This is a genomic window from Cytophaga hutchinsonii ATCC 33406 (assembly GCF_000014145.1).
Lineage (GTDB): Bacteria > Bacteroidota > Bacteroidia > Cytophagales > Cytophagaceae > Cytophaga > Cytophaga hutchinsonii.
The window spans coordinates 1,194,659-1,207,477 of the sequence record NC_008255.1; the positions used below are offsets into that span (position 1 = coordinate 1,194,659).

Annotated in this window: 12 protein-coding genes; 2 read left to right on the plus strand and 10 right to left on the minus strand. The window is 38.0% G+C overall.

The annotated features are described in order from the left end of the window. Positions 1–54 precede the first annotated feature (54 nt). Complete coding sequence (locus CHU_RS05045; protein WP_011584426.1) at positions 55–327, plus strand: four helix bundle protein; 273 nt, start codon at positions 55–57, stop codon at positions 325–327. Positions 328–341: 14 nt separating this feature from the next. Here the strand turns inward: CHU_RS05045 and CHU_RS05050 are convergent, their stop codons facing one another. The 5 genes from CHU_RS05050 to CHU_RS05070 are packed head-to-tail and all read right to left on the minus strand — an operon-like array spanning position 342 to position 5,450. Then, positions 342–959 carry an ABC transporter ATP-binding protein gene (locus CHU_RS05050; protein WP_011584427.1) on the minus strand — a complete coding sequence of 206 codons (618 nt, stop codon included), beginning with the start codon at positions 957–959 and terminating at the stop codon, positions 342–344. Further along, the gene (lpxA, locus tag CHU_RS05055; RefSeq protein ID WP_011584428.1) at positions 959–1,738 is read right to left on the minus strand and encodes an acyl-ACP--UDP-N-acetylglucosamine O-acyltransferase; all 780 of its coding nucleotides are present in this window, start codon (positions 1,736–1,738) and stop codon (positions 959–961) included. The genes CHU_RS05050 and lpxA overlap by 1 nt, the downstream gene beginning before the upstream one ends. 2 nt (positions 1,739–1,740) lie before the next feature. Beyond that, positions 1,741–3,129: a bifunctional UDP-3-O-[3-hydroxymyristoyl] N-acetylglucosamine deacetylase/3-hydroxyacyl-ACP dehydratase gene (locus CHU_RS05060; protein WP_011584429.1), complete on the minus strand. Its 1,389-nt coding sequence runs from the start codon at positions 3,127–3,129 to the stop codon at positions 1,741–1,743. Positions 3,130–3,138: 9 nt separating this feature from the next. Continuing rightward, the gene (gene lpxD / locus CHU_RS05065; RefSeq protein ID WP_011584430.1) at positions 3,139–4,188 is read right to left on the minus strand and encodes a UDP-3-O-(3-hydroxymyristoyl)glucosamine N-acyltransferase; all 1,050 of its coding nucleotides are present in this window, start codon (positions 4,186–4,188) and stop codon (positions 3,139–3,141) included. Positions 4,189–4,214: 26 nt separating this feature from the next. Continuing rightward, positions 4,215–5,450 (minus strand): HD domain-containing protein, encoded by a 1,236-nt coding sequence (locus CHU_RS05070; RefSeq protein ID WP_011584431.1) that lies wholly within the window; start codon positions 5,448–5,450, stop codon positions 4,215–4,217. 395 nt (positions 5,451–5,845) lie between these two features. Here CHU_RS05070 and CHU_RS05075 point away from each other — a divergent pair, with 395 nt between their 5' ends. Then, a complete protein-coding gene (locus CHU_RS05075; protein WP_011584432.1) occupies positions 5,846–7,402 on the plus strand; it encodes a PglZ domain-containing protein in 1,557 nt (518 codons plus the stop codon). Between the two features lie 172 nt (positions 7,403–7,574). On the opposite strand, the gene CHU_RS05080 is transcribed toward CHU_RS05075, so the two are convergent. The 5 genes from CHU_RS05080 to recR form a co-directional block, all read right to left on the minus strand. Further along, positions 7,575–8,213, minus strand: a complete 639-nt coding sequence (locus tag CHU_RS05080) for a carbonic anhydrase (RefSeq protein WP_011584433.1) — start codon at positions 8,211–8,213, stop codon at positions 7,575–7,577. A 9-nt stretch (positions 8,214–8,222) separates the two neighbouring features. Further along, a complete protein-coding gene (locus CHU_RS05085; RefSeq protein WP_011584434.1) occupies positions 8,223–9,776 on the minus strand; it encodes a SulP family inorganic anion transporter in 1,554 nt (517 codons plus the stop codon). 84 nt (positions 9,777–9,860) lie between these two features. Further along, positions 9,861–10,097, minus strand: a complete 237-nt coding sequence (locus CHU_RS05090; RefSeq protein ID WP_187148219.1) for a hypothetical protein — start codon at positions 10,095–10,097, stop codon at positions 9,861–9,863. 135 nt (positions 10,098–10,232) lie between these two features. Beyond that, entirely contained in the window at positions 10,233–12,191 is a 1,959-nt protein-coding gene (locus tag CHU_RS05095) for a glycosyltransferase (RefSeq protein WP_011584436.1), read from the minus strand. Continuing rightward, positions 12,188–12,805 carry a recombination mediator RecR gene (gene recR / locus CHU_RS05100; protein WP_011584437.1) on the minus strand — a complete coding sequence of 206 codons (618 nt, stop codon included), beginning with the start codon at positions 12,803–12,805 and terminating at the stop codon, positions 12,188–12,190. The genes CHU_RS05095 and recR overlap by 4 nt, the downstream gene beginning before the upstream one ends. Positions 12,806–12,819 lie beyond the last annotated feature (14 nt).

A 12,819-nucleotide genomic window follows, 5' to 3' on the forward strand; every position in this document is an offset into this window, starting at 1 on the left:
TAACAGCGAAATGGTGCACACCAGTCTGAAGACTGGCGCGAGGGTTGTAAACAAATGCTACGGGCAGGCACTTCTATTGGCGCCAATGTTCGAGAAGCTGTAAATGCTCAACGTAAGCCAGATTTCATTCACAAATTGTCCATTTCTCAAAAAGAATGTGATGAAACGCTTTACTGGCTAGAACTTCTAAAGGAAACAACGTATATATCTGAATTTGAATTTGAAAGTATGTACAATGACAATGTTGATTTGTTGAAAATTCTTCGCAGCATTATTATTACATCAAAGAAGGTTAATGACAATTCATTCCGCCGCGGCGGATCATAATTCATAATTCATAATTATAAAATGTAATCCGAAATCTTCAGCACCTTCTGCGCAAACGCATATTCTTCCGGAATATTGGATGCGATAATAATGGTTTTTTTGCCAAGCAGTTTTGTTACTTCATTCACATACCATTTACTGCCTTGTTCATCCAGGTTGCTGGTAGGTTCATCTAAAAAGAGCAGGGGGGTATCAGATAATAATGCCAAACCTAATTTAACACGTTGTTTCATACCGGAAGAAAAATTACGGATCTCTTTATTCTGTCCTTTGCTAATGCCGCAATACGCAGCAAACGCAGCGCTGTCTTTAATGGATAGTTGCTTGAAGGATTGGTGGAACTGCAGCATTTCCGCTAAGGTCATTTCTTCAATGATTTCCTGATATGGAGAAACGTAGGAGATACGTTTATATAGATCGGAATCCTCAATTTTATCTGTTCCTGAAAAAAAAGAAACCGTACCGACAGTCGGTACGGTTAATGAACTTAATACTTGTAGTAAGGTAGATTTTCCTGATCCGTTCGCACCAGTAATCGCAAGGGTTGAGCAATTTTCAACAGAAACAGAAACGTTTTTAAAGATCCAATCTCTGTTATATCGTTTGCCAATATTACTTGCTGTTATCTTCACTAGTCGCCTATTCCTTTCATGATACCTCTGTCCGAGTTGCGCATGAAGTTTACGATCTCATCTAATTCTTTTGAAGGCGCGAAGTTTACTTCCAGGTGATTTAATGCCTGAGAGTTATTGAATCCTCTTAAATAAATAACACGGTAAATATCCTGTATCTCGTTGATTTTTTCATTTGAAAAACCACGACGTCTTAATCCTACGGAGTTAATCCCGCAATAGCTCAACGGCTCACGTCCGGCCTTTGTATATGGCGGAACATCTTTACGTACCAATGAACCTCCGGATACCATCACGTGTGCACCGATCTTGCAGAACTGGTGAATAGCGCTCGCACCACTGATGATTGCATAATCATCAATAATAGCGTGGCCAGCAACCTGTACCGCATTTGCAAGGATACAGTGATCACCTACGATACAATCGTGTGCAATGTGTACATATGCCATTAATAAGCAATTGCTGCCTACAACAGTCTTGAATTTATCTTTTGTACCTCTGCTTATGGTAACACATTCTCTGATAACGGTATTGTCACCAATGATTGTTAATGTTTCTTCTCCTTCAAATTTCAGATCCTGAGGAAGCGTTGAAATAGATGCACCCGGGAAAATCTTGCAGTTTTTTCCGATACGCGCACCTTCCATAATCGTAACATTGGGGCCTATCCAGGTACCTTCACCTATTTCAACGTTTTTATGAATCGTTGTAAATGGTTCGATTACTACATTCTGTGCAATCTTAGCTTCCGGATGTATATATGCTAATGGCTGATTCATGCTTATTTCTTTTTAACAATACTTGCTGTTAAACTTGCTTCACAAACTAAATTTCCTCCTACATAAGCCTGACCCTGCATTTTTGCAATGCCGCGTTTGATTGGTGCCGTTAACTCACATTTGAAAACCAATGTATCGCCCGGTACAACCATGCGACGGAATTTTGCACTTTCAATACTCAGGAAATAGGTCCAGTAATTTTCCGGATCCGGTACAGACTGCATCACAAAGATACCACCTGTTTGAGCCATCGCTTCAATCTGAAGTACGCCCGGCATAACAGGGTTTCCTGGGAAATGCCCTTCAAAAAACGGTTCATTGATGGTAACATTCTTAACGCCGATAATCATATTCTCGTCAAGGTGTACAATCTTATCAACCAGTTTGAATGGGTATCTGTGTGGAAGTAATTTATAAATCTGATTTACATCCAACACAGACGGCTGTGTAATATCGTAATGCGGGGCTTTTTGTCTGGAATCCATCATTACACGTTTTAATTTCTTAGCGAAAGCTACGTTAGAGGCATGGCCCGGGCGGGCTGCCATAATCTGTGCTTTTAACGGACGGCCAACCAAAGCTAAATCACCAACAACATCCAATAATTTATGTCTGGCAGGTTCATTTTTATAACGAAGTTCGATATTATTCAGAATACCTTCTTTCTTAACTTCAACTTTATCTTTACCGAAAAGTTTTGCCAGGCTGTCCAGTTCATCATCTTTTACAATGCGGTCAACAATAACAATTGCATTGTTCAGATCCCCACCTTTAATCAGGTTCTGCTTATGCAGCATTTCCAGTTCATGTAAGAAGCAGAAGGTACGGCAGGAAGCAATTTCCTTTTCAAACTGGTTGATATTATTTAAGGTTGCATGCTGGCTTCCAAGTACAGGAGAATTGTAATCAACCATTACGGTTACCCGGTAATCATCTAATGGGAGAGCGGCAAGTTCAATGTTTTTTTCAGCATCCTGGAAGAAGATACCGTGTGGTACTTCAAAAAAGTTACGCAATGCATTTTGTTCTTCTAAACCAATTGCATTAATCGCTTCAATAAACGGAAGGGAACTTCCATCCATGATCGGAATTTCAGGGCCATCCAGTTCAATAAGAATGTTGTCAATCTGTAAACCAACAAGAGCGGCTAATGCGTGTTCTACGGTGTTGATACGGGCTCCGTTTTTTTCAATCGAAGTTCCTCTTGAAACGTCAACCACATTATCAACATCACATTCTACAACCGGTTGATCGGGTAGATCAACGCGTTTAAATAAAATACCATGATTGATCGGAGCAGGAACAAATGTAAGATTTACTTGAGCACCAGTATGCAGTCCAACGCCTGAAACCTTTACAGGCGCTTTTATAGTGTGTTGTTTAGTATACATTAATTAAAATTAGGATTCCTTTATTCCAGACAAATTTAGTGTTTTTTCTTCCAATTCCTCTATACGCTTCTGTAATGTGGGAAGTTTTCTATATATGGCAAATGATTTTAAAAAATCTAACTTTTCTATGGCCGGGGAGCCTAATAGTGTGAGTCCTTCTTCTGATATAGTTCTGCCAATGCCCGCTTGCGCTGCAATGGTTGTTTTATTTGCAATTTTAATGTGGCCGATAATACCTACCTGGCCGGCAATGATGCAGTTTTCACCAATGGTTGTAGAGCCTGAAATGCCTGCCTGAGCAGCGATAACGGTATTTTTTCCAATCTTAACGTTGTGTGCAATCTGGATCAGGTTATCTATTTTTACTCCGTCATAAATAATGGTAGAACCCATTGTAGCGCAGTCGATAACTGTGTTTGCGCCAATGTCAACGTGGTTGCCGATTACAACATTTCCGATCTGCGGAATGGTTTTATACGTTCCGTCTGCCTGAGGAGCAAAACCAAAACCGTCGCTTCCGATCACACAGCCGGAATGAATGGTAACCTGATTGCCAAGCTCGCAGTTAGCATATATTTTAACACCGGCATAAATAGTTGTATTGTCACCAATAGTAACATTGTCTCCAATGTATGCTTGTGGATAAATCTTAACATTATTGCCGATTTTGCAATTTGAACCAATGTATGCAAAGGCTCCGATATAGTGATTAGAACCAATTACAGCATTTTTTCCGATGAAGCTGGGTTCTTCTTTACCCATTTTTGAAGCGTTTAATGCTTGTTGATAAGCTTCTAAAATCGTGGTAAAACTTGTGTATGGATCGTCTACAAGTATTAAAGAGGTCTTTAACGATTCCCGTGGCTGGAAATCCTTTTTTACAATAACCGCACTGGCATTGGTGGAATAAATGAAACTTTCGTATTTGGGATTAGATAAAAAGGAAATACTTCCGGAGGAAGCTTCTTCAATTTTTGCAATTGAACTGACTTTAGCTTTCCCATCTCCTTTTACTTCTCCACCTAATAGGTGCGCTATTTCCTCTAAAGTAAATTCCATTTATATTGTCGTGAAAGTATATTAAATTATTGCAAATATACATCTTTTGGACAGCAAATATAATGTTTGGTTACAATTTTGCTCAGCGCCTGAATATTGGGTAAATCAGAAGCTATGGCCACATCCAAAATTTCTTTATTCTTCATTTTTACCTTGATTTGAGTATTTTCAGCAAGGTACGCCGCATTACTAATAGTTCCCTGAATCAGAAAATAATCCAACTCTGCCGTTGTTATCGGAAAGGTCAAAAGCAAGCGTTTTTGGTTCGTTTCGATTTGGTTGGCTCCGATTTGTTCCGGTTGAATATGTACGGAAAAGAGCTTGCGGTCCAGAATCATTTTACTGATGGTTGATAAAACAACATCTTCTTCTTTTGACCATTGTTTTATAGCGAACCATAAATCTACATCATCAAGTTTTAAGAATGCGCTTAAGAGATCAGATTGCTGAAGCAGCTGTTCAAAAGTAATTTCTGTCTGAAGAAAAACTTCTAAGAATGGCGGCTTATAACTCAGCGTATTGTTTTTCATTAAAAACTTAGCGCGTTTTATAATGGATATCACCATGTTCTCTGCGCTAACCGTTGTCTTATGTAAATATACCTGCCAGTACATTAAGCGGCGTGCCGTTAAAAAATTTTCAATACTGTAAATTCCTTTTTCTTCAACAACCAGTTCGTCATTATGCAGATCAAGCATTTTGATCAAACGGTCTGCTCCAATTGTTCCTTCGGATACGCCCGTGAAAAAACTGTCGCGGCTTAAATAATCCATCCGGTCCATATCCAGCTGGCTTGAAACCAGTTGGTGCAGAAACGGACGGTGGTAGGTATTGGTAAAGATTGCGATTGCAAGATCCAGCTTGCCTTTGTATGTAACGTTCAGGCTTTCCATAATAAATCTGGAAAGCTCTTCGTGTTTGATATTTTCTAATAAGGAATATTCCAGCGCGTGGGAGAGCGGCCCGTGGCCGATATCATGCAGCAGAATGGCCAATTGGGCCCCCTCGAATTCTTCGGAAGAAATAGTATGGCCTTTGCTTTGTAATGACTTCAACGCTTCGGTCATTAAGTGCATGGCGCCTAATGCATGGTGAAAACGTGTGTGTATGGCACCGGGATAAACCATTTCCGTTAGCCCTAACTGCCTGATCCTGCGCAGTCGCTGAAAGTAGGGATGTTGTATGATTTCAAATATAAGATCTGTTGGGATATTTATAAACCCCCAAACCGGATCATTGATAACTTTCTTCTTATTAATCATAAAATTATTTAGTATTTCAAAATACCTGTTTTATTCTGATGAATCAAAGCGGATAATTACTTCAACCGGCTTCATTCGCCGCGGCCGAACAAATTGCGTTAAAAAAATCTCGTTCATGGAGCTTTTTGAACGCTGTAACTAGTCCTTTTTTCAGGACGATTTTGCAGCGTTAGCGTTTCGCCGCGGCGAAGAACCTTGATTTTTGGTTCTTTTGCTCCGCCGCGGCGGAAAGGCAAAAGAACATGAATAAAATAAGATAGTTTAAATTATAAAAACGAAAACCGTTTTAATGAAATAAGTAATTACTTTATCCTAACATACCAGATGTTTAATAGTAAACGTTTGTATATTTATTCAGACGAATATTTTAATTGCTTTCTACTAACTATATACACATGCAAAAATACCACATTCTTTGGGCTGACGATGAAATTGATTTACTTAAACCGCACATTATTTTTTTAAATAATAAAGGTTACGAAGTAACTACCGTTACAAATGGTATTGATGCGCTGGAACTTTCAAATAAAACAACATTCGATATTATTTTTCTGGATGAAAACATGCCCGGTTTAAGCGGACTGGAAACACTGGTTAAGATCAAAGAGGTGAAACCATTTGTACCGGTGGTGATGATTACTAAGAATGAAGAAGAACATATCATGGAGGAAGCAATCGGCTCGAAGATTGCTGACTATCTGATCAAGCCCATCAATCCGAATCAGATTCTGATGTCTATCAAAAAGCTGCTTCAGAATAAAGTACTGGTGAATGATAAGACCACTTCTTCCTACAGACAGCAGTTTGCAGAAATCAGCATGACATTGAGTGATAAACTGGATTATAAAGAATGGATTGATATTTATAAAAAACTGGTGCATTGGGAAATTGAGATCGATGCAGTAGGAGACGGAAGTTTGAAGGAGATTCTGTTGTCTCAGAAATCAGAAGGTAATCAGCAGTTTTTTAAAACCGTAAAAACGAACTATGAAAAATGGATCAACGATTCATCAGAAGATAAGCCGGTATTTTCTCATACAGTTTTCAGAAAAAAAATAATTCCATCCATCAAGCAGGAAAAAACATTTGTATTGCTGATTGATAATTTGCGGTTTGATCAGTGGAAAGTGCTGCAGCCATTGATTGCGGAATCATACAAAACGGTGAGTGAGGAATTGTATTATTCAATTCTTCCGACAACAACCATGTATGCGCGCAACGCATTCTTTGCAGGCATGATGCCTTCTGAAATTGAAAAGAAACATCCTGGGTTTTATAATGGCGATGAAGAAGATCTGGGCAAAAATAACATGGAAGAAGAATTGCTTCGGGATCAGTTAAAAAAGAACGGACTGGATATTAAATTCTCGTATCAGAAAGTAACGAATCTGAATCAGGGTAAGGCATTGTGTGACGGAATTAAAAATATTCTGGACAACCAATTGAATGTTGTTGTATATAATTTTGTCGATATGCTTTCGCATGCACGTTCGGATATGGAAGTGTTAAAGGAGCTTGCACCGGATGAGTCTGCCTACAGATCAATAACGGCAAGCTGGTTTAAGCATTCACCGTTACAGGAATTGATTCAATTGCTGAGCCATAAAAAGATTAAGCTTATTATTACAACCGACCACGGAACAATTCGTGTAAATAAGCCGCATAAGATCATCGGTGATAAAACAACCAATAGCAATATGCGCTATAAGGTTGGTAAAAATCTGGGTTTTGATGCTTCTAATTATTTAATGGAAATAAAAAAACCTGAAAGTATTTTCCTGCCTAAAACAAACATCTCAGATGCGTATGTGTTTGCCGGCGATGAATTGTTTTTTGTATACCCCAATAATTATCAAAAATTTGTGCAGATGTTTAAAGATACCTTCCAGCATGGCGGTGTATCACTGGAAGAAGTATTGATTCCATATATTGTACTGGAGCCGAACAGATAGTACAGAAGGAGTACAGAGTACGGAGTATAGAGTACAAAGTATAAAGTACAAAAATGACAAAAGGTTTCATGCATAGCAGGAAACCTTTTGTCATTTTTGTATAAATATCAGAGCGGCTGTCATAAGTGATTTATCACTCTATACTCTATACTCTGTACTCTGTACTCCGTACCTAGTCTTCAAACGTATACCGGAAAATCGGTTCAAGATCTTCTGCTTCGTCATACAGGGAATGCAGGTCTTTAATAATACCCGTATCCAGACCGTATACCCAGCCGTGTATTTCAAGCGCTCTGTTTTTCCAGGCGCGTTGTACCGGTTTTGTTTTAGCCAGATTGCGTACCTGTTCAACAACATTCAGCTCTACCAGTCTGTTTATACGCTCTTCCTCGTTTTCTATCGCAAGCAGTTCAACCGTATTTTTATTATATATTTCTTTAATGTTTCGCAGCCAGTTATCTACATAGCCGAACGAATTATTTTTTGTAGCCGCTGCCACACCGCCGCAACCATAATGGCCACAAACAATAATGTGTTTTACTTTTAATACTTCTACAGCGTATTCAACCACACTTAATAAATTCAGGTCGGTATGCACAACCATATTGGCAATATTCCTATGTACAAATAATTGTCCCTGCAGCGTTCCTGTTACTTCTGTTTCAGGAACCCGGCTATCTGAGCAGCCGATCCATAAGTATTCCGGAGTTTGTGCAAGCTTCATGCGTTTGAAATAATCCGCATCATCCTGAATTTTTCCCAACGCCCATATTTTATTATTATTTAATAATTTCTGATAACTCTCTTTCATAACGAATGTTTATTTTTTTACAAGATGTAAGTCTATTTCATGAATATTAATTAACTGCACGTCGATGTTTTTATCAATGGCAGATTTTTTAAATAAAGCGATGATCTCTAAAACATCATAATCAATGGACTTGATGTTAGTACCATCCAGGATCACGGAAGATTGCTTGGGTAAGGCTTCAAGCATTTTGAACAGAAAGCCTTTATTAATGAAGGAAACATTTTCCGGGAACGTAATTAATGCATGTTCTTTACCTTCTATAATTGCAGAAGATTTTTTAATCGGAATACGCATCATATCCCTGAGGATATAAAATAATGCAATCGATAAACCACATATAATACCTTTTAACATATCGGTTAACAACATAACCGATATAGTGGTTATAAACGGAATAAACTGTTTCGGACCCAATGCATACATGGATTTGAATAAACTCACTTTCGTTAATTTATAACCTGTAAATAATAAAATTACTGCCAGTGATGCATTCGGTATACTTGTTAATAAATCCGGAAACAGCAATACACTTGTCAGCAACAGGAAGCCGTGTACGTAACTGGATAGTTTGCTTGTTGCGCCGGCATTGATATTGGCAGAACTGCGAATAATTGCAGAAGTCATTGGTACGCCGCCAATCAATCCGCAAGAGAGGTTGCCTACCCCTTGCGCAATCAGTTCTCTGTTTGTTGGAGACGGATTGTTTTCTTTCTTCAGTTTGTCTGTCGCATCAATACTTAAGAGCGATTCTAAACTTACAACAACGGCAATGGTAAAGCCAATAGCATACGTTCTGTAGTTATTTAATCCATTAAGGTCGGGGAATATCAAACTGTTTAATAAATCTCCGGTGTTTTTAATTGTAGGAATGGCAACCAGGTGGTTTTGGTGTACCAGCAGAGACGGGAATACAAATTCAAAAAGCAGGTTTAGTAACAGGCCTGCGGCAACAATGATTAAGGCACTCGGCACAAATGAAAGCTTAGAGCCCGGCCGTATGTAATCACTGTTCCAGAATAGTAAGATGATGATGGATATTGCACTTATGATTGCAGGACCAGGAGTGAAATAATTCAGCATATTTATTAATTCCGTAAAGGTGTTTCTTCCATCATCCTGAAAGAATGTCATGTCACCTTCCGGATCAACATCGTAACCGATTAAATGGGGAATCTGTTTAATGATTAAAATGATACCGATGGCCGATAACATACCTTTAATCACAGAAGAGGGGAAGTAGTGGCCAATAATTCCTACTCTGAGGACACCGAAAAGTATTTGAATAATTCCGGCGATGGCTATGGCAGTAAGTACTAATTCAAACGTGCCTAATTCTTTTATTGAACTGATCATGATGGCAGTCATACCAGCTGTTGGTCCGCTGATACTGTATTTTGCACCACTGATCAGTGTTACAATACTGCCTCCGATTATGCCGCTGATGATCCCTGAAAAGGGTGGGGCATTTTGTGCTAAAGCGATTCCAAGGCATAGAGGTATGGCAACAAGGAATACTACGACACCCGCTTGGATGTCTTTTAAAGACTCTTTGGTTGATAACATAATTTAAATGTTGAATGTTGAAAATTGTTAATCACACCATAACCGAAACGTTACGGGTTTGATTAATAACACATGCGGATAGTATTACGCTTTTTGGGGAGGCGGTGTATCAATTTCCTTTGAAAAGGATTTGAAACGGATGTTGATCAGGCTTAACAGATGCTTGTTGCAGCTGACATTTGATATGACTGAAAAGGGTATATAATTGCTAAAAAAAAATGTGTTTTTGTCTTCTTCGCGCTCTTCTTTTACATCGCGTTCTTTATCTTTATTTTTTTCCGGATCAGCTTCTTTGTTATCATCATCAGCCTCGGACGTCAATTCAATGGGGGATTTTATTTTTTTTATGAAGGTTAATAGATTTGTTTTGCCTAAAACACCCAGGCAAAAGAGGAAGACCAATATGTATGAAAAGAATTTCATTACTGTTTATATGCGCGAAACCGAATAGTACTGTTAGCTTTTACCCAGATATTTAAACGATTTAACTATTAGCATAATGTCCATGTACAGATTGTAATCGCGGGCATAAATCAAATTCAGTTCCTGAATATTCAGCGGAAGCTGATGGTTCGATTTTTCAAGGTAATAGCTCGGATTGACAATACCTTTTTTAATCTTAGGTAAGTTCAACTGTTCGGTGTTTGTAAAACCAACCCATGATTTTTTCCCTGATAATACTTTTAAGATATTATTAAAGAAGTTTTTAGGGTTCTGAATCAACCAAAAGATTACCGGATACATAAATAAGAACAGTATACTTGTACTTACATCAAGTATACGTTTATCTTTAACGTTGTTTTCCTCAATAATGTTCAGGTTAATATTCAGGGAATAAAAATCACCCCGTCTGTTTTTAGAATTACTTCCGATAATAATATTACTTTCTTCGGGAACAATTTTAAAGTCAACGAGTGTATTGTTGATCTGAGTCATCCATTCTATAATAGAATTTGCCGGCAGATCTTTTGAGCAGAATATGATCTCGTCTACTTTATATAAGCGTACAATATTCAATAATTGTTTTGTGTAGCCCAGATATTTGCCTTTTACATCGGCTTTGTTTCCTGTAGTAATGAAACCCAGAACATTTAGTTTGTAGTTGGTTTCCTGCAGCAGTTTATCGATGCGTTCACATTCTTTATACGAACCAACAATAACAATTTTTTTATTTTTACTTTCTCCTAATTCAAAATGGCCGTTTCTGATCCAGTGGGCAATCCCTCTGAACAGGAATACCATAAACAACGAAAGCAAAGAACCTTCAAGAAGAAAGTTTTTAGAATAGCGGTATTCGTCTATGAAATAAGATATGGAGGCTATGATCAATGTGCCGAAAAAGAAGCTTCTGGCTAAACGGGCAAGTGTTACATTGCTTTTGTATGCGCCATTAAATAACAGGGATAATAACCAGACACTTGAAAATAAGGGAATGATCTGCTTATAGATGATTGAATTCCCCTGGTCGCCGATTGCGTTTTCTGAATTTTTAAAATAGAACAGGCTGAATAAGGAAGCAAGAATTAAGGCTGCATCAAATGCTATAGGAAAAAGCTTTTCAATAACTCTGTTGCTGATGGCTAAGAGTGCCCGGAGATAAATCGCTAAATGAATCAGTAATGAAAATGCACCGGAACTTTTAGATGTAAAATGTTTCTGTGCAAAAATGATCATTGCTTTGTAAAAGATGAACACGTAATTGACACTTGTCTTTTTAGTGCTTTCTCCTTTGTAATGAATAATGCGGGTATCTGAAAGATAATAATTTTTATAGCCAGCTTTAATAATGCGGTAAGAAAGATCGATATCTTCTCCATACATGAAGTAATCTTCGTCTAAGTTGCCCACTTTGTCCAGCATGGATTTCCGAAGCACCATAAAGGCGCCGGATAATACTTCCACTTCGTGGTTCTGATCTTTATCTAAATAACCTAAATGATAATGACCAAATTTTTTAGAATGAGGAAACAGTTTTGCTAACCCGAATATTTTGTAGAATGCTACCCATGGCGTAGGGAAACCTCTTTTTGATTCGGCTAAAAAATCACCTTTGCCATCAATCATTTTAACACCTAAACCACCGCCATCCGGGTGGGTATCCAAAAAGTGAATACATTTCTCTAAGGTGTCAACTTCAATAACGGTGTCGGGATTCAGTAACAGTATATATTTACCTGTAGCCTGTTCAATAGCCTGATTATTGGCTTTTGAGAAACCGACATTTATATCGTTTACGATTAATTGTACGTTCGGGAATTTGGTTTGAACCATTTCAACAGAGCCATCTGCAGAATTGTTGTCAACAACAAAAACTTCAACATCTAAAGATTTAATCGCTTTAGATACGGATATAAGCGCCTGTTCTAAAAAATGACAGACATTATAATTTACAATTATGATACTTAATTGTTTCAATCTTCTTTTGTTTCAAATAAAGTTCTGGTTGCAATACTTCTTCCAAGTGTAACTTCATCCATATATTCCAGTTCGCCTCCAAATGGTATTCCTCTGGCAATTGTGCTGATTTTAATGGGGTAGGATTTCAGTTTCTTTGTAATAAAGAATGCAGTTGTATCACCCTCCATCGTTGGACTAAGTCCAAGTATTATCTCTTTAATTTCGGTGTCGGTTATAACACGTTCGATTAACGAGTTTATATTTAACTGATCCGGCCCTATACGTTCCATGGGGGAAATGACTCCGCCGATCACGTGATAGACACCAAAATATTGGTTTGTATTTTCAATTGCCAACACATCGCGTATATCTTCTACGATACAAACGACACGTTTATCTCTTTTATTGCTGGTGCAAATAGCACACAGTTCATGATCTGAAATGGTATGACACTTTTTACAGTACCTGATGTTTTCGCGCGCATTTAAAAGTGCATTCGCCAGACTTTCAGATTCTTTACTTTCTTTCTTTAATAAATGAAGTACTAATCTCAAGGCTGTTTTTTTTCCAATACCCGGGAGCTTTGAGATTTCCAATACAGCATCTTCTAATAATTTAGAAGGAAAGTTCATAGCGTAAAATAAGT

Coding starts and splice junctions, on each gene's coding strand:
- lpxA (WP_011584428.1), bottom strand. CDS start 1,738: ATGAATCAGCCATTAGCATATATACATCCGGAAGCTAAGATTGCACAG.
- CHU_RS05080 (WP_011584433.1), bottom strand. CDS start 8,213: ATGAAAGAGAGTTATCAGAAATTATTAAATAATAATAAAATATGGGCG.
- CHU_RS05075 (WP_011584432.1), top strand. CDS start 5,846: ATGCAAAAATACCACATTCTTTGGGCTGACGATGAAATTGATTTACTT.
- CHU_RS05045 (WP_011584426.1), top strand. CDS start 55: ATGCTACGGGCAGGCACTTCTATTGGCGCCAATGTTCGAGAAGCTGTA.
- CHU_RS05085 (WP_011584434.1), bottom strand. CDS start 9,776: ATGTTATCAACCAAAGAGTCTTTAAAAGACATCCAAGCGGGTGTCGTA.
- recR (WP_011584437.1), bottom strand. CDS start 12,805: ATGAACTTTCCTTCTAAATTATTAGAAGATGCTGTATTGGAAATCTCA.
- lpxD (WP_011584430.1), bottom strand. CDS start 4,188: ATGGAATTTACTTTAGAGGAAATAGCGCACCTATTAGGTGGAGAAGTA.
- CHU_RS05070 (WP_011584431.1), bottom strand. CDS start 5,450: ATGATTAATAAGAAGAAAGTTATCAATGATCCGGTTTGGGGGTTTATA.
- CHU_RS05060 (WP_011584429.1), bottom strand. CDS start 3,129: ATGTATACTAAACAACACACTATAAAAGCGCCTGTAAAGGTTTCAGGC.